This window comes from Rosenbergiella nectarea (assembly GCF_900111105.1).
Classification (GTDB): domain Bacteria; phylum Pseudomonadota; class Gammaproteobacteria; order Enterobacterales; family Enterobacteriaceae; genus Rosenbergiella; species Rosenbergiella nectarea.
In genome coordinates, this window is the sequence record NZ_FOGC01000006.1 from 92,662 (window position 1) to 117,442 (window position 24,781).

Annotated in this window: 22 protein-coding genes; 9 read left to right on the plus strand and 13 right to left on the minus strand. The window is 47.0% G+C overall.

The genetic code is table 11. The annotated features are described in order from the left end of the window. The first annotated feature begins 36 nt into the window (after positions 1-36). Complete coding sequence (locus BMX14_RS08760) at positions 37-219, plus strand: hypothetical protein (RefSeq protein WP_092675674.1); 183 nt, start codon at positions 37-39, stop codon at positions 217-219. A gap of 50 nt (positions 220-269) precedes the next feature. Then, complete coding sequence (locus BMX14_RS08765; RefSeq protein WP_230527416.1) at positions 270-524, plus strand: hypothetical protein; 255 nt, start codon at positions 270-272, stop codon at positions 522-524. A gap of 26 nt (positions 525-550) precedes the next feature. Here BMX14_RS08765 and BMX14_RS08770 read toward each other — a convergent pair whose 3' ends face one another. From BMX14_RS08770 to ffh, 8 genes are all read right to left on the minus strand, one after another. Beyond that, positions 551-982: an OsmC family protein gene (locus BMX14_RS08770; RefSeq protein ID WP_092675681.1), complete on the minus strand. Its 432-nt coding sequence runs from the start codon at positions 980-982 to the stop codon at positions 551-553. A 64-nt stretch (positions 983-1,046) separates the two neighbouring features. Further along, positions 1,047-2,069, minus strand: a complete 1,023-nt coding sequence (gene adhP, locus BMX14_RS08775; RefSeq protein ID WP_092675684.1) for an alcohol dehydrogenase AdhP — start codon at positions 2,067-2,069, stop codon at positions 1,047-1,049. 133 nt (positions 2,070-2,202) lie between these two features. Further along, positions 2,203-3,486, minus strand: coding sequence for a cystathionine gamma-synthase family protein (locus tag BMX14_RS08780; RefSeq protein WP_092675687.1), 1,284 nt, complete (start codon positions 3,484-3,486; stop codon positions 2,203-2,205). Between the two features lie 229 nt (positions 3,487-3,715). Continuing rightward, on the minus strand, positions 3,716-4,063 hold the full coding sequence (rplS, locus tag BMX14_RS08785; RefSeq protein ID WP_048912526.1) for a 50S ribosomal protein L19: 348 nt from the start codon (positions 4,061-4,063) through the stop codon (positions 3,716-3,718). A gap of 41 nt (positions 4,064-4,104) precedes the next feature. Beyond that, positions 4,105-4,866, minus strand: a complete 762-nt coding sequence (trmD, locus tag BMX14_RS08790) for a tRNA (guanosine(37)-N1)-methyltransferase TrmD (protein ID WP_092675690.1) — start codon at positions 4,864-4,866, stop codon at positions 4,105-4,107. Positions 4,867-4,899: 33 nt separating this feature from the next. Beyond that, positions 4,900-5,448 (minus strand): ribosome maturation factor RimM, encoded by a 549-nt coding sequence (rimM, locus tag BMX14_RS08795; RefSeq protein ID WP_092675693.1) that lies wholly within the window; start codon positions 5,446-5,448, stop codon positions 4,900-4,902. Between the two features lie 18 nt (positions 5,449-5,466). Next, positions 5,467-5,715 (minus strand): 30S ribosomal protein S16, encoded by a 249-nt coding sequence (gene rpsP / locus BMX14_RS08800; RefSeq protein ID WP_048912529.1) that lies wholly within the window; start codon positions 5,713-5,715, stop codon positions 5,467-5,469. A 142-nt stretch (positions 5,716-5,857) separates the two neighbouring features. Further along, on the minus strand, positions 5,858-7,219 hold the full coding sequence (gene ffh, locus BMX14_RS08805) for a signal recognition particle protein (protein ID WP_092675696.1): 1,362 nt from the start codon (positions 7,217-7,219) through the stop codon (positions 5,858-5,860). 168 nt (positions 7,220-7,387) lie between these two features. Between ffh and BMX14_RS08810 the strand changes: the two genes are divergently transcribed. The 7 genes from BMX14_RS08810 to BMX14_RS08835 all read left to right on the plus strand — a co-directional run bounded on the left by BMX14_RS08810 (position 7,388) and on the right by BMX14_RS08835 (position 16,043). Then, positions 7,388-8,179 carry a cytochrome C assembly family protein gene (locus BMX14_RS08810; RefSeq protein WP_092675699.1) on the plus strand — a complete coding sequence of 264 codons (792 nt, stop codon included), beginning with the start codon at positions 7,388-7,390 and terminating at the stop codon, positions 8,177-8,179. 11 nt (positions 8,180-8,190) lie between these two features. Beyond that, positions 8,191-9,468 carry an HlyC/CorC family transporter gene (locus BMX14_RS08815; RefSeq protein WP_092675702.1) on the plus strand — a complete coding sequence of 426 codons (1,278 nt, stop codon included), beginning with the start codon at positions 8,191-8,193 and terminating at the stop codon, positions 9,466-9,468. Positions 9,469-10,222: 754 nt separating this feature from the next. Beyond that, the gene (locus tag BMX14_RS08820) at positions 10,223-10,981 is read left to right on the plus strand and encodes a MurR/RpiR family transcriptional regulator (protein ID WP_092675704.1); all 759 of its coding nucleotides are present in this window, start codon (positions 10,223-10,225) and stop codon (positions 10,979-10,981) included. Between the two features lie 93 nt (positions 10,982-11,074). After that, on the plus strand, positions 11,075-12,451 hold the full coding sequence (locus tag BMX14_RS08825; protein ID WP_092675707.1) for a PTS transporter subunit EIIC: 1,377 nt from the start codon (positions 11,075-11,077) through the stop codon (positions 12,449-12,451). Continuing rightward, on the plus strand, positions 12,448-12,957 hold the full coding sequence (locus BMX14_RS17030; protein ID WP_268993453.1) for a family 1 glycosylhydrolase: 510 nt from the start codon (positions 12,448-12,450) through the stop codon (positions 12,955-12,957). The genes BMX14_RS08825 and BMX14_RS17030 overlap by 4 nt, the downstream gene beginning before the upstream one ends. A 37-nt stretch (positions 12,958-12,994) precedes the next feature. Beyond that, positions 12,995-13,897 carry a family 1 glycosylhydrolase gene (locus BMX14_RS17035; protein ID WP_268993454.1) on the plus strand — a complete coding sequence of 301 codons (903 nt, stop codon included), beginning with the start codon at positions 12,995-12,997 and terminating at the stop codon, positions 13,895-13,897. Between the two features lie 319 nt (positions 13,898-14,216). Continuing rightward, complete coding sequence (locus BMX14_RS08835) at positions 14,217-16,043, plus strand: glycoside hydrolase family 15 protein (RefSeq protein WP_092675711.1); 1,827 nt, start codon at positions 14,217-14,219, stop codon at positions 16,041-16,043. Positions 16,044-16,080: 37 nt separating this feature from the next. Here BMX14_RS08835 and BMX14_RS08840 read toward each other — a convergent pair whose 3' ends face one another. From BMX14_RS08840 to BMX14_RS08860, 5 genes are all read right to left on the minus strand, one after another. Continuing rightward, positions 16,081-16,317: a DUF2171 domain-containing protein gene (locus BMX14_RS08840; protein ID WP_092675715.1), complete on the minus strand. Its 237-nt coding sequence runs from the start codon at positions 16,315-16,317 to the stop codon at positions 16,081-16,083. Positions 16,318-16,759: 442 nt separating this feature from the next. Next, the gene (locus BMX14_RS08845; RefSeq protein WP_092675719.1) at positions 16,760-17,131 is read right to left on the minus strand and encodes a hypothetical protein; all 372 of its coding nucleotides are present in this window, start codon (positions 17,129-17,131) and stop codon (positions 16,760-16,762) included. Positions 17,132-17,198: 67 nt separating this feature from the next. After that, complete coding sequence (locus BMX14_RS08850) at positions 17,199-17,570, minus strand: hypothetical protein (RefSeq protein WP_092675723.1); 372 nt, start codon at positions 17,568-17,570, stop codon at positions 17,199-17,201. Next, the gene (locus BMX14_RS08855) at positions 17,567-21,829 is read right to left on the minus strand and encodes an RHS repeat-associated core domain-containing protein (protein ID WP_177173121.1); all 4,263 of its coding nucleotides are present in this window, start codon (positions 21,827-21,829) and stop codon (positions 17,567-17,569) included. Before BMX14_RS08855 ends, BMX14_RS08850 begins: the two co-directional genes overlap by 4 nt. 48 nt (positions 21,830-21,877) lie before the next feature. Continuing rightward, entirely contained in the window at positions 21,878-24,781 is a 2,904-nt protein-coding gene (locus tag BMX14_RS08860; RefSeq protein WP_092675729.1) for an Ig-like domain-containing protein, read from the minus strand.

Genomic DNA, 24,781 nt, shown 5'->3' on the forward strand with positions numbered 1-24,781 from the left:
CAATGCGCCTTCGCTAAACCCACACAGGAGTTAGGTATGCTAATAGGATTTGTATTACTGGTGAGTGCTTGTGGAAATGATGCTTGCGATGCCTTACCCGTGACAGAGACTATTTATCCCACTCTGGCAATGTGTCAACAAATGGAAGCGCGTGTTCATAAGGTAAGACCTAATGTTGTATTGCTATGTGGTGAGGTGCATCGGGATCATCCCGATTGATCAGGCTCGACGATCCGTCCCACTCCTCGGAAACTACTGACGTGAAAGCTATGATTCGCCGCCCACGCCGACCCACTGGCCACTGGGTCTATTATTTGCTCGAAGAGGGGTTATTATGGCCCTGCCCGGTTCATTGGGAGTGGGAGAGTAGTTATGGCGGTTGGCTGCCCTTCTATTGCTCACCAACGTTAGACTATATTGCCGCCGATCCCAGTAAGGTCGTGAAAAGACCCAAGAGGGCAGTGTCAACTACAGCGACGGTAGCGCGTTTGCGAGAAATTAAGTTGCAAGGGCGGGAAGAGTAGTGTGGCGCCTGAGCGCCACAAACAGGTTACGCGTTAAGCGTGTAGTCGAGAGTAATTTCAGCATCGAACAGTTGTGATACTGGGCACCCCTCTTTAGCTTGAGTGATGATTTTGTCGAACTCTTGTTCATCAATACCCGGTAGATCCACTTTGCTTTTCAGCGCGACTTGAGTAATTTTGAAGCCTTCGCCCGCTTTATCTAGCGACACCGTCGCAGTGGTATCAATACTTTTCGGGGTATGCCCTGCGTTACCGAGCATCAGGGACAGCGCCATAGAGAAGCATGCAGCATGTGCACCGCCCAGTAATTCTTCCGGGTTAGTCCCTGTTTTGCCTTCAAAGCGGGTATTGAATCCATAAGGCTGTTCAGTTAATGCACCACTTTCAGTGCTTACTGTACCCTTACCTTCTTTGATTGAGCCTTCCCAATGTGCTGAACCACTTTTTAGAATCGTCATAACCACTCCTATACAAAGTATGTTTCACTCAGTATAGAAGTGATTAGCAATTCTTCAACCTCGCCTAGGTTATTGCACTATTTTTAAAGTCGATCACCACTCGGCCTGAGATTTTTCCAGCGTGCATCTCGTCAAATATCGAGTTGATCGCTTCAATCGGACGCAAAGTGACTTTTGGGGTAACTTTACCTTCTGCCGCAAACTGAAAGGCTTCCGCCAAATCGGTACGCGTTCCCACAAGGGAGCCGACAACGTGTATCCCATCAAGGACTAAACGGGGGATATCCAGCGCCATCGATTCGGGTGGTAAGCCAATTGCGACCACTTTAGCACCCGCCCTAACGCTAAATACCGCCGATTGAAAGGCCGACTTTGCCACGGCCGTCACCAGCGCGGCATGAGCACCGCCACATTTCTCTTGGATAATCGCGGCCGCATCCTGGTCACGAGAGTTTATGACTAATTCCGCGCCCAGTGAGGAGGCTAAGGCCAACTGTTGCTCATTAATATCCACAGCAATGACTCTGGCATTAAAGACATTTTTGGCGTACTGCAAGGCTAGATTCCCTAAGCCGCCTAAACCGTAAATCACCACCCATTCACCAGGCCGGATGTCACTGACTTTTAGCCCTTTATAGGTCGTTACCCCGGCACAGGAGATACTGCTAGCGGCGGCAGACGCTAAGCCGTCAGGGACCTTTACCGCATAGTCAGCCTGCACGATACATTGCTCAGCCATCCCACCATCGACGCTGTAACCGGCATTTTTTACCGAACGACACAGGGTTTCTCTTCCCGTATTGCAATATTCACAGTGCCCACATCCTTGATAGAACCATGCAACACTGGCCCGATCGCCAAGCTTTAAGGCGGTAACCCCAGGCCCAAGCTGGCTAACAATGCCGATACCTTCATGACCGAGGACCACCCCCGTTTTATCGCCAAAATCGCCATTCTTAACGTGTAGATCAGTATGGCAAACACCACAGCATTCCATCGTGAGTAACGCCTCGCCATACTCTAAGGGTCTAAGGTGTTTCTCTTCAACACTTACTCGATGATCTTGAGTGACTATAGCGGCTTTCATCTCGTACCTCTCCGGGAAGGTGATTAACAATCCTCCCCACTCTACGCCTTTACCCCGAGAGTAAATTGATTACGATCAAATATTAACGAGTAGATACTTAAGAATTTCTACTCTTTTAGACTCGCCGCAAACTTTATAAAGTCTCCAGTGCTTGCCCTAAATCGGCGATCAGATCATCAGCATATTCGATACCTATCGAGACACGAATGGTGGTTTCAAAGATGGAAAATTTCTCTCGTACTTCTCTGGCAACGCCCGAGTGGGTGGTCGATGCTGGATGGCTAATTAAAGACTCTGTGCCGCCTAAACTCACTGCTAATTTAAATATTTTTAATGCATTCAGAAAACGGAAAGCCTCGGCCTCATTACGCCCCACCTCAAACGAAAAGGTAGAACCACCGCCTGTACACTGTTTAGCGTAAAGCGCGCTCAATTGGCTTCCCGGCGTAAAAAGAGGAGGATAGGTGACTGCTGATATTTTCGGGTGTTGTTGAAGATAGCGAGCGACGTGCTTCGCGTTGTCCGCCGCTTTCTCCATACGCAACTGTAATGTTTCTAATGAGCGACCCAGCATCCAACTGGTATGGGGGTCTAATTGGGTGCCAATGGCGCTGCGCATCTGTTTAATTTGAGCGATCGTTTTTTGACTTCCCATTGCCGCGCCTGCCACCAGATCCGAATGCCCGCCAACATACTTAGTCAACGAATAGACGCTAATATCGGCACCTAGTGCCAAAGGCTTTTGGAAAATAGGCCCTAACAGGGTGTTATCGCAGACGACAACGGGCCTGACCCCTTGTTGTCCCTCAAGCTCATCCGCCAGCTGTGCAAGCAAGCGAATATCCGCCATAGAGTTAGTGGGATTAGCGGGTGTTTCGACAAAAATGGCAGTGATTGGCCCCTGCTTTCTCGCGTCACTGGCATCCTGTCGCAATGCAGAGGCATCGCTTGCATCCTGCAGAGGATATGCGTTGATCCCAAAACGGGCTAATGTCTTATTAAACAGCGTTTCGGTACCGCCGTATAAAGGTTGAGATTTCAAGATGGTATCCCCTGGCTGACAAAGCGCCATCAAGACAGTCGTTATCGCAGACATCCCTGAGGAGAACAGCACACATCGATCAGCCCCTTCATACAGCGCTAAACGATCCTCGACAATTTCGCTATTAGGATGATTAAAACGTGAATAGACCAAGCCTTCTTTTTGTCCCGCTGGTGCAGGCGTTCGGCCACTGGTAACGTTGAAGAATTCTTTCCCTTCCTCAGCGGTACGAAAGATAAACGTTGAGGTTAAAAATATGGGCGGTTTAACCGCACCCTCCGATAACATGGGATCATAACCATAGCTGGTCATCAACGTTTGTGGATGCAGGACGTGCTCGCCCTGTGCGGTGTTGAGTGTTTTACGATCGCTCATGATATCTCCTTAATGGGTGTAACTACGTAGAGGCGTTAACCGGAGGAGAGAGTGTAACGAAAGTTTTCAATTTTGCTTAATCATCTTTAGTGCGAAGATTATGCTAAAAAATCATAATAACCCAGTGGATGGTTTGGTAGAAGTGGGGGATTGTCCACCAAAAAAAGGGGCTGGCCATTGGCCAACCCCTTGTTCATTATTAACTTTTCGATGTCGCGTTAGCGAGACCTTAGTTAAGACGCTCTTTGATACGAGCTGACTTACCAGTACGCTCACGCAGGTAGTACAGTTTAGCTTGACGTACAGCACCACGACGTTTGACAGTAATGCTGTCAATGACAGGTGAGTGAGTTTGGAAAACACGCTCAACACCTTCGCCGTTTGAAATCTTACGAACAGTGAATGCAGAGTGCAGACCGCGGTTACGGATAGCGATAACCACGCCCTCGAATGCCTGCAGACGTTTTTTAGAACCTTCAACGACCCATACTTTCACTTCCACGTTGTCACCTGGACGGAAGGAAGGTACGTCCTGTTTCATCTGCTCTTGTTCAATTTGTTTAATAATGTTGCTCATAATTGTATCTCTTATCCTGGGTAAACTGATATTAAGGGAAGTTAGACTTCCTCATCATCATGTTGTTGTTGATATTCCTCGCGGAACCTATTCAACAATTTTACTTGCTCTTCAGTCAGAGCCAGGTTTTCCAGAAGTTCAGGTCTTCTTAACCAAGTACGTCCTAGCGACTGCTTCATGCGCCAGCGCTTTATCTCGGCGTGATTCCCCGACAGCAGAACTGCTGGGACCTCTTCGCCTTCTAACACCTCAGGCCGGGTATAATGTGGGCAGTCGAGTAAACCTTCGGAAAACGAATCTTCCTCTGCCGACGCTTGCTTTCCCAATACCCCAGGGATAAACCTGGAGACTGAGTCAATCATCGTCATGGCCGGTAACTCTCCGCCACTTAACACGTAATCGCCAATTGACCATTCTTCATCAATTTCGGCATTGATTACTCGTTCATCAATCCCTTCATAACGGCCACAGACGAAAATTAATTTGTGCTGTGTCGCTAATTCGCAAACCCCTTGTTGATCGAGTTTGCGGCCTTGAGGCGAGAGATAAATCACTTTCGCATTATCACCCGCTGCGGCGCGTGCTGCATGAATGGCATCCCGTAAGGGTTGAACCATCATTAACATTCCAGGTCCCCCACCATAAGGACGGTCGTCCACGGTGCGGTGCTTGTCATGCGTGAAATCACGAGGACTCCAGCATTGAATGTTTAGCAGGCCATTTTTGACCGCTCGGCCAGTTACCCCGTACTCGGTAATCGCTCGAAACATTTCAGGAAACAGGGTGATAACACCAATCCACATATTTCGTCGCTCAGTTACCGTGATATCCGGAGATCAAAAACCAGGATCCCAATCGACTTCAATCGTTGAAGTGTCGAGATCGACTTTTCTGATAACCTGTTCATCAAGAAACGGAATTAACCGCTCCTTCGCACCAAAAGCATCTTTCAGGTTTGCCTTAACGACTAAAACATCGTTCGATCCGGTTTCCATCAAATCAATGACTTTCCCCATCTCGTAGCCTTGGAGGTTAACCACCTTGCAACCCATTAGGTCTTTCCAGTAGTAATCATCGTTATCCAACGCAGGCAAATCAGCAGCGTTAACCGATATCTCGGCATTCGTCAATTGGGCTGCTGCATCACGATCATCAATACCTTTGACCTTGATGATCAGATCCTGATTGTGATGACGCCAACTCTCGAGTTCAACCAACTGCCATTTACCGGCGTGTTGAATAAACCAAGGTTGATAGTCAAAAATACTTTCAGCATTTTCGGTGGAGGAAAACACTTTGAGCCAACCGCGAATCCCGTAGGGCGCACCCAACTTTCCCAAAACCAGTGGGTTAGCAGGAGGCTGTGCGGAGTTAGTTTTGGTCATGCTCACCACCGTGACAGATTAAGCTGCTTTTTTTGCTTCTTTGACCAGTGCATTCACACGATCAGACAGAGTTGCACCCTGACCAACCCAGTGTTCAATGCGATCTAAATCTAGACGCAGACCTTCAGCCTGGCCAGAAGCAACCGGGTTGAAGAAACCAACACGCTCGATAAAACGACCGTTACGTGCATTGCGGCTATCAGTGACAACCACTTGGTAGAACGGACGCTTTTTTGCGCCGTGACGTGCTAAACGAATTGTTACCATAACATCCTCTTGAGTTAATAAAACAACTGGGCCCCATCGAGGAACGGGGCCCAGGTGCAATATAAAAGCCCGAAAATTTTACTTATTTTGGCGTAAAAAGCAACCGATAATGTAAAATCGCTCGAGTCTTTTCGTTTTGGGCTTAACGCCCAGGGAATCCAGGTGGCATCATACCTTTCATGCCACGCATCATCTTGGCCATGCCACCCTTCTTCATTTTCTTCATCATCCGCTGCATATCATCGAATTGCTTAAGCAGACGATTCACATCTTGAACTTGTAATCCACAGCCTGTCGCGATACGACGTTTGCGAGATCCTTTGATAATCTCAGGCTTAGCTCGTTCCTGACGCGTCATGGAATTGATGATAGCTTCCATGCGGACTAATACTTTATCGTCCATTTGCGACTTCATGTTGTCTGGCAACTGACCCATACCCGGCAATTTGCCCATCAGACTCGTGAGTCCGCCCATATTACGCATCTGCTTTAACTGCTGCAGGAAGTCGTCTAAGTCGAAGCCATCGCCACTTTTAAGCTTTTTCGCCAGTTTCTCGGCTTCTTTATGGTCAACTTTGCTCTCGATATCTTCGATAAGGGAGAGCATGTCGCCCATACCTAAGATGCGCGAAGCAATTCGCTCTGGATAGAATGGGTCTAAAGCCTCGGTCTTTTCCCCCACACCCATAAATTTAATGGGTTTACCGGTGATATGACGAATTGACAGCGCTGCACCCCCCCGCGCATCACCGTCGACCTTGGTCAACACCACACCCGTTAGTGGCAGCGCTTCGTTAAAGGCTTTCGCTGTATTCGCCGCATCTTGCCCCGTCATGGCATCGACCACAAACAGTGTTTCGACCGGATTTAGCGCCGCGTGGACATCTTTAATTTCGTCCATCATCGCTTCGTCGACGTGCAAACGACCCGCGGTATCGACGATTAACACATCATAAAATTTTAACTTAGCTTCTTTCAGTGCCTGATTAACGATATCAACAGGTTTCTGACTGACGTCAGAGGGGAAGAAATCGATATTGACTTGCTCGGCTAAGGTTTCAAGCTGGCGAATCGCCGCTGGACGGTAGACGTCGGCCGAGACCACTAATACTTTTTTCTTCTGCTTTTCGCGCAGGAATTTACCAAGCTTACCGACACTGGTGGTTTTACCCGCACCTTGTAGGCCGGCCATCAAGATTACCGCAGGGGGCTGCGCCGCAAGGTTTAAGGCATTATTCTCAGCGCCCATCGCCGCGACCAACTCATCACGTACAATTTTGATGAACTCTTGGCCCGGCGTGAGGCTTTTGTTGACATCATGCCCAACGGCACTTTCTTTTACTCGGGCGATAAACTCGCGCACAACAGGAAGCGCTACGTCGGCTTCAAGCAGAGCCATGCGCACTTCACGCAGGGTTTCTTTAATATTTTCTTCGGTCAGCCTGCCGCGACCGCTGATATTGCGCAGTGTTTGCGACAATCGATCTGTTAAGTTATCAAACATTATCCACTACTCAGATATAGGCTGGCGAAGCCGCCTGTGAGACATATTGTGCCTATCATAGCATGAAGTTACAGAGATCTCTGCAATTGTACTGAGATCGTTTGGCGCAGGCAGCAGGTAACGTTATACTGGACGTTTACTGGCAATATTTAATCGAATCCATCATCTATGTCTTTGTTTGCGATAGTGGCGTTATTCGCCTATTCCCTAAGTCTTGCGCTAATCATACCTAGCCTGCTGACTCGCAGTAATGGCTGGCGGATGATGGCGATGCTTTCTGCTATTGTGGCGCTCATTTGTCATGGTGTCGCCATTGAGCAACGGATCTTTAACCTTGAAAGCAGTCAAAACTTTAGTCTGCTCAATATCGGCTCGGTAATCAGCCTTATTATATGCGCCGTGATGACCATCGTTGCCTCGCGTAATCGCGGCTGGCTACTGCTTCCCTTTGTCTATACCTTTGCCCTGATTAATCTCGCTTTTGCGACGTTTGTTCCGAATGCGTTTTTAACGCATCTTGAAGCGACGCCGGGTATTTTAGTGCATATCGGTTTAGCGCTATTCGCCTATGCCACGCTGATCATCGCGGCACTGTATGCCCTGCAATTGGTATGGATTGATTATCAGCTTAAAAATAAAAAGCTCTCTTTTAACCATGAAATGCCACCCCTGATGGTGTTAGAACGAAAGATGTTCCATATCACCCTAGTGGGATTCGTCTTACTTACCTTAGTCTTAGCCAGTGGTATTTTTTACTTACAGAATTTTTTTAGCGCAGAAAACATGGATAAGGCTATCCTTTCTTTCTTAGCCTGGTTTGTCTATCTCATTTTACTTTGGGGGCATTACCAAAAAGGTTGGCGAGGACGCCGTATCGTCTGGTTCAACTGCAGTGGTGCCCTTCTGCTCACGATGGCCTATTTCGGTAGCCGCGTACTTCAGCAATTACTCACTCATTAAGGATTGTTTCAGTGGACTCTGTCTCGACCACGTCGTTGATAATTATTTTAGTTGTTATGGTTTTAGTTTCTGCTTGGTTCGCCGGTTCAGAAACCGGCATGATGACACTCAACCGCTACAAGTTGCGGCATCATGCAAAGCAGGGAAACCGAGCCGCTAAACGTGTTGAGAAACTCCTAAAACGCCCTGATTTATTGATAAGCTTGGTACTTATCGGTAACAACTTAGTGAATATTCTGGCCTCTTCGCTGGCGACCATCGTCGGGATGCGCCTTTACGGTAATGCCGGTGTCGCGATTGCTACCGGAGTCTTAACCTTCGTCGTCTTAATTTTTGCAGAGGTTTTACCTAAAACGATTGCTGCGCTCTACCCAGAAAAGGTTGCCTACCCAAGCAGCTTGTTGCTTGGCCCGATCCAGACGATCATGCTGCCTATCGTCTGGTTGTTGAATACTATTACTCGTTTTTTAATGCGTCTAGTGGGTATTAAAACCGAAACGTCGATGAGTTCAGCGCTCAGTAAAGAAGAGTTACGGACCATAGTGTATGAGTCACGTAATCTGATGTCGCGCCGCAATCAGGATATGTTGCTCTCCGTTCTGGACCTCGAAAAAGTGACCGTTGACGATATTATGATCCCACGTAACGAAATCGTCGGCATTAACGTTAACGATGAGTGGAAAACATTGATCCGCCAGCTGACTCACTCGCCGCATGGCCGTATCGTGCTTTATCGCGATACGCTTGAGGATTGCGTCGGCATGCTTCGTGTGCGTGAGGCCTGGCGTATCATGAATGATAAGCGTGAATTTACTAAAGAGAATTTGCTGCGTGCTGCAGATGAAATCTACTTTATCCCCGAAGGTACGGCACTCAACCAACAGTTGGTAAAATTCCAGCGTAATAAGAAAAAAACAGGCCTAGTCATTGATGAATATGGTGATATTAAAGGCTTGGTGACTATCGAAGATATTTTGGAAGAGATCGTAGGTGATTTTACCACCTCGATGTCTCCTTCTTTAGCAGAAGAAGTGATGCCGCAAAACGACGGTTCAGTGCTGATCGATGGCAGTGCCAATGTTCGCGAAATCAACAAAGCCTTTAACTGGAATCTACCGGAAGATGGCGCACGCACCATTAACGGAATGCTGCTTGAGTTTCTTGAAGAGATCCCAGAAACCAACACCAACGTAAAACTGGGCGACTTCGCTATCGATATTCTCGATGTGCAAGACAATATGGTCAAGCAGGTACGAGTCGTGCCCAATAAGCCACTCAAACAGAGTTGATCTCTTCCTGCTTAAACGCGGCCTTAGGCCGCGTCCCCGCTACTCTGGCTTACCCTTTCTCTTTAGAACAACTGTGGTTCTTTTTGACTCTTCCAGATAATTATTTGGCTACAATCCTCTCACCCGGAGGTATTAAGGATTTCAGCAAACTGTGACCGAAACTGGCGATCAGTTTAGCTCTCCCTTATGACCACTTGGTTGCTACAGGACATTAACTCTCCCAACCCACGGCGTTATCACATCGTCTCCCCTCGCTAACCCAACCTTGCAGGCGACACTGCGCCAAAAGTGTCTAAATGAGAACTGGTTCAAGTCTCGAGAGAATAGTCGGTGTAAAATAAAACTTAGCCCATACACGGTTACCCGGTTTATACCCACTCTGCTCTCGACTGTTTGACCCTCTTACATCACTCGAAACCGGCGGTATACCCGCTTAGAAAGTCGAGCGGTGATCAATGCCCCTCGCTGTCATTGCGGTGAATGTTTCGAGGCGTGGCAAAGGGTGATTACGTCTGCACCTTAACGTTGAGTCACTGTCGATTATCATCGCCAGGGGAGCCATCACTGACCAAGATAATTCAAGAAATCGGCTAGGTAATTTACCGATAAAGCATGTTGATGCAGGTAACCGGCAACCAAACTGAAAATGGTAATAGTGTTGCGCAAACAACAGCCCCTATTCTCGAAAGATACCGCGGTTAACCCTAATCTAAGTCAATGACATAACGGATGATAAGCCTCAGGAGAGCCTAAAGTGAAAAAAAATTGTGAAGCCACTATTTTTCATAGCTCATTATATGTTAGAGCGTCAGAATATTTATTTCACTCAAGCAAGGCAACGGTCTTCACACGTATTGCCGCGGGTATTATTGAGAAGATTGGGGACTTTCCCCATGTAAACATTGAAGCCTTGGCGTTGTATTGTTTAACAACGCCATCTAGTGTGACGAAATTCTGTAAAATAATTGGCTATGACAGCTTCGCGGAATTACGTAATAACGCAACTTACCTTAGCAAGTATCAACTTAATGCAACAATGAGCGATGAGAGAGAAATAATTAATGATATTTATAAATTTCTCCCCTTAGAGAAATGTGAAGACATGGCTAGATCAATGGCGAATAAAAAAAAGATCCTTATCATCACCAATGACTTTACGTTTAACATTTCTAATATTTTTAGAGAGGTATTGAGTAGCTTTACCCGAACAGTCTATCTCGCTAATCGACAGAATAATGAGCTAATACACTGCTTGTTCGGTGTCGTCGATAGTGTTGTTGTATTAACCTTTACCGGAGATTGGATGCAAAAAGAGCGATGGTGCTCAGTGATCCCTGATAACCTCTCTTTTTTCCTTATCTCGACAAAAATACCTGCTGTTCTATCCGGTCGCCCAGAGGTATGGGTGCCTATTAATGGCTACCCGGATTTAATGGCATCTAATTACCACTCTCATAAATTTATGGAAAGTGTTATTTATATCATAGCCAAAAAAATAATTGAGATAACCTGATTATTTTCTAAATTTGGAAAATGAAATAATTTGCTTAAAAGATCCCTCTATCTTAGATTTCAATACTCCAACATTACCGTTCGGGGATTTAACATGTCCAGCAGAGCCGAAATAGATGCCATTCTTGACGGGTTAGGTGGAAGAGGAAATATTAAGGATTATTTCCATTGTGCCACCCGCCTTCGTTTTAATCTTTATGATTATTCATTGATTGATCAAGAAAAACTTAAATCCCAACCCTCAGTACTTTCTATCGTTATTGCAAGTGGGCAATGCCAGCTCATTATCGGCCCCGCAGTGGAATCCGTTTATCAGATAATAAAGATAGCGATCAATGATAAGGATACAAGTCATACCGCTGGCTGTTCACAAGAACATAAGATTGAAAACACGACTACAAGTAAAGAAAGCAAGATAAGTTTAACTCTGGGTTTTATATCAGGGAGTTTCCTCCCAATTATTGGGATTATTGCGGCGGCGGGGTTACTGCGTGCAATGACCACAGTATTGGGCGAGTTTTCCTATTTCAACGGAAACGAGACGCTAAAGATCATTAATTTAATTGCTAATGTCCCCTTTCATTATCTGCCCGTGATACTGGGATTTAGTATCGCAAGAAAATTGAAGTCGAATGAATTGGTTGGCGCCGCAATTGGTGCTGCATTACTCTATCCAGAGTTTACCAAACTGGCAGGTCAAACATTACACTTTGCCGGCATTCCTATTATTGTGACTGACTACTCCGGCACCGTTTTTCCCATATTTTTTGCCATGATTACTGCAGCCTTTATCGAAAAATATCTGAAGAGGGGAATACCCAACTCTTTACAACTTATGTTCGTCCCGTTAATCACTTTCCTTATAGTCGTCCCTCTCACCCTTATTTTACTCGGTCCTTTTGGTGCGATTCTTGGTGACTATATGGCAAAAGGTATCCTTTATGTCATCAATCTAAGTGGGCTTTTATCAGGAATATTCATCGGTGCTTTTTATTCGGTTATCGTCATGTTCGGTCTGCATTGGACATTAACACCTATAATGTATACAAACCTAGTTCATGGCGGCGACCCGATCTATGCTATAGGCGGAATGTCAGCGATTGCACAAATGGGTATTGCTTTAGGTATTCTTATTAAATCAAAAGACAGTAAAACACGGCAATTGGCAGGCAGTGCTTTCTTCCCTTCGCTGATTAGCGGGATTACCGAACCCATCTTATACGGACTTATTATTCCTAATAAGCGGACTATTCCTTTTATGTTTATATCGGGTGCCGTAGGGGGAGGAATTATTGGCTTTTATGGCGTAAAACTTAATGAAATGATTTTTGCAAGTCTTCTCTCTATTCCTACTGCCCAGAACATCCTTGTTTACACCGTCGCCCTTTTTGCCACCTTATTGACCGGCGCATTACTGGTTATCATTTTTGGGTATGAATCTAACGTTGGTGTTTCAGGAGACAAAAAATGAGTAGCAATAAAATAGGTTTTCCAAAGGACTTTCTTTGGGGGGGCGCTATTGCCGCGAACCAAGCGGAAGGAGCGTGGAAAGAAGGTGGAAAAGGGGTGAGTGTGGCGGATATCAATGAGTTCGTGCCGCATAACGATCTCAGCGCCATGTCTAATAAAGAAATGACGCGTGAAACCGCGCTGTTCGCTCTGCGGGATCCTGAAGGTATTTATCCAAAACGCAACGGTATCGATTTTTATCATAGCTATAAGCAAGACCTTTCATTACTTAACGAGGCAGGGCTTAAGACGTTTAGAACCTCGATTAGTTGGCCCCGTCTATTTCCCAATGGCGATGAGAGTGAAGCTTGCGAAGAAGGCCTACTCTTTTATGATAATCTGATTGATGAAATCATCCGTAATGACATGGTTCCACTCATTACTCTGTCGCATTATGAGATGCCCTTAAATCTGGCATTTTCCTATAATGGATGGAAAAATAGAAAGCTAATCGAATTTTTTTTTTAATTTTGCTAAAACGTGTCTCAACCGCTATCAAGACAGAGTGAAATTATGGATACCCTTCAATCAGATTAATCTAATCAGGCATGAGTCTTTCAATCATCTAGGTATTTTTCAAGATAGTGACAATAACCTCGTTCAGGATAAGTTCCAAGGTATCCATCATGAGCTAATCGCTTCGGCGAAAATTAAACGTTACGCGCAACATCTTAACAGTGAGATAAAAATTGGCGTTATGCTATACAGTGATTTCGCCTACCCTGAAAGCAGTACGCCTGAAGATAACTTCGCCACTTACCAACGCAACCAATACGAACTCTATTACGCAGACGTTCTGCTGCGGGGTAAATACCCAGGATATATTAAGCGTTTTTTTAAAGAAAATAATATAACTCTCATTACCGATGTAGAGGATGATGAAATATTAAAAAATACTGCCGATTTTATGAGTTTCTCTTATTATAATACTCATCTAAGCAATGCAAGCATTGCCTACGACGTCAACAAGAATAGCATGAGAAACCCTTCCCTCCCGGCAAGTCCATGGGGCTGGACCATCGATCCTTGCGGATTACGGTACGTGCTTAATTTTTATTGGGACCGCTGGCAAAAACCGCTTTATATTACCGAAAATGGTATCGGCTATTTTGATCGCGTTGTTAACGGCAAAGTCGATGATGACGGCCGAATCGATTATTTAGCAACTCATCTCAAAGCAATAGGTCAAGCCATCGCCGATGGTGTAGAGGTCAAGGGATATTATATGTGGTCTCCTATTGATATCGTCAGTTGCTCTTCAAGCCAGATGACAAAACGCTACGGCCTTGTTTATGTCAATTATGATGATCAGGGTGCTGGCGATGGTCAACGTATCCGTAAAAAGAGTTTCTCATGGTTTCAGGAGGTGGTGAACACCAACGGAGAGAGCCTATTTGCTGATGGATAGAGGCTACATTCTCTTTTTAAACCGGTGCTGGCTAGCGTTGAGAGTCAGGCCTATGATCCCGAATGTCCTACGGCGGAAAGGGTGAGCGATGATTCATTCTTCTCACCATTAACCTGTCGTGCAGGTTGGAACGGCTGAACGACATTACGCTGTGGACCCGTTAATGCCTTTTTTTTAAACGCGACCTTTCGGTCGCGTTTTTATTTATCCCGCAATATCTGCCTGTTTTCAAGACAAAATCACTTTCTGTGCCATGCTTAAGTGACTTATTAAAAATCAGATTTCACTTAGCTCGTTCGCGCGTCACAAGGAGAACCTCTTGAAGAATAGTCAATATCATTCACCTGTTCGCCAGCAAGGGGCTGTCGGTCTTGGCGACTATGCCGCCATTGGCGAAGGGCGTTCCGTCGCACTGATCGCGCCTGATGGAGGCATCGACTGGTGGTGCGTCCCCCATATGGACTCGCCTGCTTTATTCGACCGATTATTGGATACTGAGATTGGTGGTCACTTCAGTTTGACACCGACTGAGGAATATAGCGTTAAGCGACGTTATCGCGAAGACAGTAATATTCTTGAAACTGAGTTTATCACCGCCTCGGGCAGGGCGTTACTCACCGAATCTATTAATAGTAATCTTGCCGGCCCGCTGCCTTGGAATGAATTAGCCAGAAGAATCGAAGGGAAAGAGGGCAATGTCGACTTCCAACTTACTATTCGGTTTGGAACCCAGGTAGAGACTCGCTCGCCCTGGCTCGAACCCACCGCGCAAGGCAATGTTTTCCATATTGGTGACTTGATGGTAATGCTGCGCTGCAGCGGCGATGTTAAGATTAAGACCTGTGAAAGTAATAACATTATCGCGCAGTTGACGACAAAACCTTCATCCTCATCACTCTGTGCCCTGCTAGTTTCCCAAGCAGAACCTTTAGCCGTCCCGACGGTAGACGCGATTAATAAACGTATCGAGACCAGCCACCTTGCTTGGCAAAATTGGGTTGAAAACTTGAGTTATCAGGGAAGCTATCCACAACATGTTACCCGTTCAGCCCTCGCTTTGAAATTTCTCTGGTTTTCTCCTACGGGTGCGCTCGCGGCGGCGGCCACGACCTCGCTGCCCGAAGGAATAGGCGGAGAGAAAAACTATGATTATCGCTATGCCTGGATCCGCGATGCCTGCCTAATCATTAAATCTTTCGTCTATTTGGGGGCGCTCGAAGATTGCCAAGCCGCTTACTCTTGGCTGTCAAAAACCATTATGCGCCACGGTGAAGAACTGCTTACCTGCTATACGTTAGAGGGCGGAGAAGTCCCCGCCGAGACCTACTTGGATTTACAGGGCTATAAAAAGTCACAACCTGTACGTAAAGGTAATAATGCTCGCGACCAGCGTCAACTGAGTATGTATGGCGATATGCTTGCTGTCGGGCAACTCTTCGTCCAATCTGGCCATATTCTTGATTTAGAGACTTCACGACTCTTAAGTCGTTTAGCCAACCAATGTGCTGATCGGTGGCGATTAAAGGATTCGGGTATGTGGGAATTACCGGATCTACAGCACTATACCCACTCTAAGATGGCGTGCTGGCTAGCCCTGGATGCTGCAGTTGAATTAGCCGATGCTGGACATTTAGAAGTGACCTGGCGCGACCGTTGGGCGGCTGAACGTGACCTTATTGCACAATGGGTTGAACGGCATTGCTGGTCCGACACCCGTCAAGCTTACCGATTTTATGCTGACGATAATGATGAGTTGGATGCAGCGCTAACCTTGGTGTATCGCTATGGTGCGCGCATCAATAAGTCACGCATGCTCTCAACCTACCATGCCATGATCGAAGAGCTTGGTCACGGTGGCCCGCATCTTTATCGTTACAGCCACGTCGAGAAAGAAGAGAGTACTTTCGTTGCCTGCTCGTTTTGGATGGTCGAAGCATTGGCCGCTTTAGATGAAAATGCGTTGGCTGAGCAAAATATGGAAACGATCCTTGAAACCCTATGTGACAGGGGAAATGTCGAGACCTTCAATGAAATGTTTGATATTCGTACCGGGGAATGGCGAGGAAATCTTCCACAAGGATTGAGTCATTTAGCATTAATCTGTGCGGCACAAGCTCTGGGCAACCAGCCGCTGTCTGGTTGTTAATTAGGATGCTACCCGCCTCAGCGGGTAGCAAGAGTCTTTATACTGCTTTCCACTCTTGTTCAACTTCTTGCAGCGTCTTGGACAAGATGACCTTGTTATCGTCAACGTTAGTAACCCAAGCCAGTGGAATGAGGTGGTGGCTGCCCTCTGCATTCGGCGCTTTTTTCACTAATTTGATTTGATCTTCACTTTCAAAATGGTCGACAACGCCCACAAAGTCGCCATTCTTATCAACTACTTCCGCATGATCTAAGATTTGAGCTTTAGTTACCATTTGAGAGTCCTCGTTATTGAAGGGATTATTTAAAACACTCAAAAAGTGTAGTACAAGATTCAACGATAAAATGAAAAAAATTAAAAAAAAAGTGTCTATAAAAACTAGAATTTCGATATTTTTGTGCTATTGGAAGAGGGTTTTACTGGATGAGTTCATCGACTTGAATTTATGGCTACAATGTGAAAAGGATAATCCCCTATTGTTAGGTTCATTCCTATAACCCTCTTAAGGTAAGATCAGAACAACTGATCATGACTATATTATTAGCAAGCAGGAGTGTTTTTATAGCTGCCTTCTACCCACCGCCCTTTTAATTTGTTCAATGTAAACAACCCTCTATATTATCAATAATAGTTGATTAGTAGATATAATCTCCCTTATATACATATTGCTGCAATCAATAACTAATGATTATTAACCATATTGATAATTTTTAACATTATAAATACTCTTTCCTAAGATAATGCCAACCTATATTTCCCATTCTTTCAATAATATTAATATTCGAGGGGGCAACAATAAAATTTAGTACCACTTCTTTCACAGTAAAAATTGGCTCACCTTTATTACTATAAACAATTGGAATAACATTAGAAGTAACACCTTTTTTGATCTCCATCATCCCCGAATTTTCTTCCTCAGTTAACTCACTTTCAAAAAAAACAATAACTTCTAAAAATTCATCTTGATAATTTGAAGTGATACCCCTCATTTTTTTTGTTGCTACCCCTAATAAATCCTCCCAGATACTATTTGTTATTATTGAATGGAAATCCATTCTATTTAGTGTTGCCTTATCTATATGGCACATTGATTTCTCCTCATTTTTTACTATCTAATTCTCTTTGGATAGGTTTCCATTAAGCCATGCTTTCATATTACAAATATTCTTTTCTTAGGAAAAACCACCCTAAATTCCCTTCCTTATCAGAAATGTCGATATCGGAAGGTATAACAAAAAAAACAAACCCACATTGTTCTATATTTAAAATCACCTCACTTCGATTGTTATAAAGATAAGGGTATGCACTTGAAGTAAGATTAGTATCAATTTCTATCATCTCATCCTCTTCCTCATCAGTTAAGGGAGCATCAAAAATAACCCTTATATCTAAAATTTTATTGTCATAGTGTAAGGTAATCCCCCTCATCTTCCTGGTTGCAATTCCTATTAGGTCACTCGTCAAATAAGACATTATTTCTGAACGAATTTCCAATATATTTTTTACCATCATATCAATATCATTCATTTTTTTGGCCTCGCTGGTACGATATGAACATCATTTTTAGAGTAGTGAATTAAAAAACTGGTGGTTTCTTCAAATTTTTCTGTTTTAGTATTATAGTATTTTCCAATAACCTCATTAGCGTAAATCCTTTCTTTATATCCTGGATTTCCCTTCGTTATTTTCCCTACTTGCGAACCAGAGCCTGCATAATTATTAACCAGCTTCTGTACATCCAGATTCGGACTTATTAGGCTTCTTTTATCACTTTTACCCATGTTAGCTGTTTTATTCTCATTAGTACCGGGAATATGTTTTCTTTGTTTATTCATATTAACCGTTATAGTTGGCTTTAAAGCAGGCACAGAACCTAGGTTCGGATTTACTCCCCGCCCCTTCCATACTTTATACCCTGACCCAATCCCTTTATACGCTGACCTAATCCCTCTATACACTGCGCCAGCTGGGATGATATCACTCATCGTCTGCGCCCAATTCCTTGGGCTTAATAACGGATTGCACTCATTATCCGGCAGATACGAGAATAAATAATCCATGGCCTCGCTAGCTGCCCAGCCTCCGACGAAATAAGCCATCGGCTTGAGTAGCGCGATTAGCGGGAACTGCCCTTCGGGGTCGATATAGCTTAAGGGGTTGTTGAGGGCATAGACGTAGCTATTTAATCCGCCGCTAAGCCCTAAGGGGTCGGGCTGTAAATACCGTCCGGTCAGCGGGTCGTAATAGCGAAAGCCGTTATAATAGAGTCCGGTTTCCGCATCGGCGTATTGCCCCGCGTAGCGCAAATTTACCGTGATCTGACTTTCTGCATTGGGGACGACTGCGGCGAAGGGATCGCGGGTTCCCTTCCAAACCGTCTGCCCCTGATCATTAAGTGCAAGCAGTGGCGTACCGGTGTTGTCTGCGATTAACCAAGCAACCTTAGCCGTTTTAAGTGTTGCCTCGGGACTTAGATCGGCTTGCCAGAGCGGTTTGCTGCCGTAAAGTGTCCCGGGTTCCCAGCCCCATGCCTGTTGCATCTGGCCATGGCCGTCAAGTTGGGCTAAAAGCCCCTCTGGACTGTAGACAAACCATTGTTGAGTACCACCGACCCACTTACCGATCCGCCGACCAAACGCATCATAGTGATATTCAGCGAGAATGTGGTTATTACGGCTGACGGTGACTAATTGATTGGCCGCATTATATTGATAGGTCGTCGTGGCTTGGGCGCGAGTTTCTTCTAACAGATCCCCCGTCACGCCCCAGCGATACTCTACTTCGCTTGTGCCGCTCCCCCGTTTAACAAGCTGCTGTTTGTCGTTATAGAGCCATGCGCCCGATGCGTTGCTAGTGAAGGTACGATTCCCCTCAGCATCGTAACCTAGGCGTTGTACGCTACCCAGAGCACTGCGCGTTAGGGTTAACCTATCCTCGGCATCGTATTGATAGCGGGTTGCCTGGCCATTACGAACTTGCTCAGTGATATTTCCGGCATCGTCGTACTGATAACGCTGTTGGTCGACAATCAGTTTATTAACACTGAGCGTACTGGTCTGCGGTCGCATCAGCGCATCAAAACTTAGCGTCTGTTCACTGCCGGGGCGTTGGATAGTGGTTGGCTGATACCACTGCCAGGTTTCCCGGCGTTCGCGCTGGCCATTGGGGTGAATAACTTCACGCAGACGATCGTTTTGCCAACGAAACTCAAGCTCGCTGTTATCGGGATAGGTGATCGACTGACGCTGACCATCTTCCGTGTACCGATACTGTAACTGAGTTCGTATTGTGCTGTGTTGGTTACCATAGCGCAGGGTTTCACTCAGCAGTTGCCCCCGTGCATCGTAGGTAAAAGTGAAGTGGCTTTCGGTCTTGCCGCGTTGCGTCACTTCAGTCAAGTACCCTGCAGCATCGTAGCGATACTCTATCGTCTGTTCTGGCTGAGTCTGTAATGGTGCAAAGTAGTGCGCCTCAATCAATTGCCCCGCAGCGTCGTAGCGATAGTCGATTCGATTACCCAGCCCATCCTGTTGTGCAGTAAGCTGTCCGGCGAGGTCGTATTGATACCGATATCGGTTGCCCGAAGGCCGGCTCTCCCTCACCGCATCGCCAAAGGCATCTTGTTCGAAGGTAAACTGTCGTCCTAACGGTGTGGTGACAGCGGCAAGCTCGCCATTTGGCTGATAACGATAGCGGGTCTCGGCACCGAGACGATCGATGGTGCGAGTCAGCGCCCCGAGAGCATTGTATTCACGAACCTCTCTACGGCCTGCGGTATCTTCAACGACTGCCGGTAAGTCCTGTGCATTGTACTGGATACGCTGAACCAAACCGGGCAGCATACTGAGACTGCTAGGTAGCCCTGCTGGGCTGTACTCATAACGCTCTTGATTGACTGGGTTGGTATAACGAACCACGCGCCCTTGATCGCGACTGCCAATCGCGCCATATTCAAGACGATGCGTCTCACCACTCGGTTCGGTGAGTTGACTCAAACGTCCATCAAGGTTAAAGGCTTGTGTCGTTTCATTGCCTTGTGGCGAAGTGGTTTTGACTAGCCGCTCAAGCGCGTCAAACTGGTAGAGCCAAGATCTGTTAGTTTCGTCGGTCAGCTGCAGACGATAACCCAGCGGTAAGCGCTGCCAGTGATAGGTTAATTGATGCCCTAGGGGGTCAATGATCGCGGTAAGCCGACTCAGCGCGTCGTAATGGTAAGTGGTGTTTTGTTGTAACGGATCGGTGGCTTGCACCAATTGCCCACTAGCATTGTAGCGATACTGCCAATGATGACCGAGGGGATCGGTAATGGCGGTTACTTGCCCCTCAACGTTATAGTCAAACTGGTATTTACGCTGACCTTGTTGAGTCAGAGTGAGGGGGTTACCTTGTTGATCATAGGTGATGACCGACTGCAGTATCGAGTCGCCCTCTCCTTCCGTTATTGTGGTCGGCTGACCATAGGTATCGTACTGCCACGCAAAGCGATAGCGCTCTGGCGTGCCTGCCGCCAGAGTCATTGTGATCAGATTACCGCGCTCATCGTAGCTAAACTCGGTAGCGATCCCTGCACTATTCCGGTAGAGACTCAGCCGACCGTGGCTCGGATCATAGGAAAATGAACTGTGTTTGCCCTCAGGGCTGATCATCTGCTGAATACGCTGGGCGCTGTCGTAGCGCAGGCGAGTGATCGCCCCACCTTCCTCCGTAATCTCCTGTGTGTGGTTATCCGGCCGAGCCCAACGCGTGATAACCTGGCCGTTGATCATCGCTTGGGTTAAGCGTCCTTCGCGGTCAAAATCATGACGCTCAACGGCACCATCAGGCCCCGTTTTCTCAACCCACCAACCGCCATTAAAAGGCACCGCATGCCGCTGCCACGTCGTGATCGCGCCAGACTTATCGATAACTTTATTGATATGAGCGCGCGGTAATCCCCCCCGCTGGGTCGAGTCGACTGACGAGAGTGGCGCTAACTCTCCTTTAGCTTCTCGACCACTCAGCATCGCCGTTTTGGGTGCGATGGCACTGTTGTCGTACTGTAGCGTCATTACGCCGCCATCGGGGTCGATACGCTTGACGAGCTGACCATTACCATCGTATTGGTAATGCCAAAGGTGCCCTTCGACATCGGTAACACGACACAGCTGGTTGCCTTGCCACTGATAACCTACCGTCCGACCGCTGAGATCGCTGACCGACACTAAGCGCTCTTGCTCATCGTACTGAAAACGATAAATCACCCGACCGTGGTGGTCCTTAACGGCTAGCCGCCGCCCACTGCTATCCAACTCGAACTTAGCCAAGATAAGATTCTTGTTGCCATACTGAGTGATTCGGCCAGCAGTATCGTAATCAATCCAGTTTCCTTGGCTGTCTTGCCATTGCCATCCCTTCTCGCGCTGGCGCAGTGTAGAGGTCCTTGCGCGATAAAGTCCGGCCTGCTGATCCACCCGATAGCGAGTGCCCGCACGGGTAATCTGTAATGGGCGTCCCTCGCTACCGCGCCCTTGAAAACGGAGCGTTGCCCAACTTGGATTAATGATCCATTGACTATTTACCCAAGCCCGGGTCAGTACTAGCTCCCCACCGAGGATTTTAACGCGTAAGTCGACCGTGGCTTCTTGGTACTCGGTATTCGGTAAGGTGACTTCTGCACTCACCCGCGAAGAGAAGCCTTGACTAAGCGGGCTGTTCGCACTGACCCAAGGCGTAAAGATCGCGCACCACAGCAGGAGGAGGACGCGCAGCGTGAAGTGGCGGGTAGAGGTTCTAACATTTCTTAACATTGTATGCATCCTTGCATTCGCCGAGGGCGTAAGGAGTGAGCTCAGGGATTACCTATCCCCAGCCACCTTCCCTTGTGGTTGACAACATCCAGTGTCGCAGTCAGGTGCACAACCCGCTGTCAAAATATTGCTACCGATAGGGAGCCAGTCGAGGAAATTAACATTCCCCCCCTGCCCATCTAACGGCAAATTAGCCTGGCTACAGCTTGCCCCGGAGAGTTCATAGAAGAGTGCTTGGCTTTGTTGTGCAACCCGTTGACCGCTTGCGCAAGTACTTTGCCACCCCACTCTCACTGGCGCGCGGTAGGCGGAACACCCGGCATTTGCTGCGGTCTCGTTTCGTCGCATCCACCCCTTTTCGACGACCGATGGCGGTCGCGCAGTGACTCGATAACCTAACGAGATTTGTTCACCCGGGAGTAACGTTTTCGGTATCGACTGAGTAAAGTGATAGGTAAAGCGTGGGTCTGAGGCCGGCAATATCATCTCGATATTCTCGGCATGTATCAGGCCATGATTCGAAAGGGTAAGGGTGCCCCGTTTCTCTGAACCGGGGGTTAACCCCGCTAAGTTTATCGCCGCTGGACTAAAAACTAGGACGGGAGCCGGCACATCAGTCTGAAAGGTCGTAGTAAGCTCGATCTCATAACGATCATCAATTGTCGTCGGTTTTACCTCAAAATGAATAGTGACCGTTTGGTAATCAAGAAAAACAGACTGTACATTTTCCCCAGGATTAACAACCATTCTGCCCTGACGGCTTTGATGCTGATCGGTACTGATACGCCAAAGGTAGGTTCCCGGCGCAAGCCCCTCAATGGAAGCTTCCCCCTGTTCATTGCTGGTCAGAGTCCATAATTGACTCAGAACAGCTTCATTTTGTAAAACAATCGTTGCCCCATTGATGCCCGCAATGTCTTTCCCAGTCTTATCCTTCGTTGCGGTATAGATATCGGTAAGATGGAAGGACAACCGAGATTGCCCCGACTGACTGATCGCTAATTGCACCGGTAAGGAGAGTTCTGCTTGGCGGTCATCTTTTATCATTACCCGAAATCGATAATCTCCCTCATCCACCGTCGCCGGGGGAACTACCGTTAATTCAAATAACAGGCTTTCCCCTTGGGCAAGAGTCCCCAGTAGGGTGGGTGACGAGAAGAATATCCAGTCAGGTGCCGGTTTACCCTGATCATCTACCAACCTTAACTGTAATTGTTCGGCAGGCCGGTTCCCCTCGTTTTTTAACTGCACAGTCTCGGTATGTAGGGTTCCCCGTGTTAAGCCGATATTGAGTCGTTGAGGACTAAGGGCCAGTTTGGCTCTATCAGGTACACGATGCCAGTTCACGCTGAGTTGGCCACGAGAATGATCGGCGGATAACGGACTTAGCGCAGTGAGGGTAACCTGCCCTTGACTCCCTGCTGTGGGTAAAATCGTTAGTTCAGTCGTCAGCTCGGCCTGTTTACCCGCCGCAATATCTATACCTGGCGTTTTACTCAGGCTTACCCCGGCAGGTAACCGCTTGCTAGGTTGATCCTTAGCCCTTAGCGTCCAATATAACCCTTTAACGGAGGCAGCGGTCGTCGCTTCACTACTGATCCTCATTGGTTCGTTGTTGCTCACCGCCAATGCTTGCTGTGTCGGGCTGAATAAGAGTTGTTCAACCCGGAATGATTGCTCTGGCTGAAAATGCAGCTCTTTTTCGTCAGGATGCGTGACAGTAGCCTGCCATTGACCGTTATCGCTGAATTTAGGCATAAAGGAATAGTGGAAGTTACCCTCAGCATCGCTGTTAAGATGAAACGAGCGGATCTGCTCGTCGCGACGTAGATGAAGGAGTAAGGGTTGCTGTTTAGCAGGCAATGTCCCTTCACGCGTCCATGCTTTCCCTTTCAAGACGATCGACTGGTCGGGCTGCCAGGAAACGGGCGGTGAAATATCCATGATTTCGGCTAAATAAGGGGAAGCTTGGATCGGTGGCGGTTCTCTTTGCAATAAAACCGTTTTAGTTATCGTGGTAGTACGGTTATCACGGTTTGCGATCACCGCTTTTAGCCGATAACGGCCTTTTTCATACGCTGTCGTCGGCCATGTTGTCCGCCATGGCGTTGTTAACTGTCGCGAAAGCCACTGTTCGTTGACAAAAAAATCGACCGAGGCAATGTGTTGAACCTCTGGAGCATCGGTGACGATTTCAATGTCAACCGCCTCCCCGCTCACTTCGTTACCCTCAGGTAAAAGATAATACCCCGTTGGCGGCGCCGCGAGAGTGAGATCAATAAAGGAGAAGTCAGCCTGTTTAGTGACGCGGTAATCAAGCGAGTCAGGTAACGGTGTAAATAAAATGGCCTGCTGATCCCCCACCGCGTACTGATCACGGTAGCCAATCTGGATAAATTTTAGGTTAGGCCCTTCGATACCAATGGTTGCATTACGACCCACCGTTGAGCTGCCTTGTTGGTTACGGTATTGGTACTTAATGCTGCCTGAACTCTCATCGAGTATGATTTGAAAATCGCCTACTGGCTGTCTGGCCAGTCCTGCGGTGAAATTGCTCCACTGCACGATAAATTGACGATTAGGGGCGACACCTTGGGTTTCATAGTGAACACGCCCATCTGTATTAAGATTGAAAAGATTTAAGCTATCCCAGAACACATACAGTGCTCGACGATTAGTGGGGAGAGGAAAATTATTATACGACGGAGCAATATTACCGGATTCCATACTGAGAATTCCGTAACGGCTCACGACCACTTCATCAACCGGTTTACCGTAATAATTGAAACTAAAACCAATCGGGATACTCCCGACGGCAGCATACATACCAAATTCGACCAGTTTCACGGCGGAAAAAGCGGGGGATACCGCTATTCCACCGCATAACACCAACGCTACCGCCAAACGATGTAAGTAAGCACTGATCGTCAGCGTTCTTCTTGCTCTTTGCAT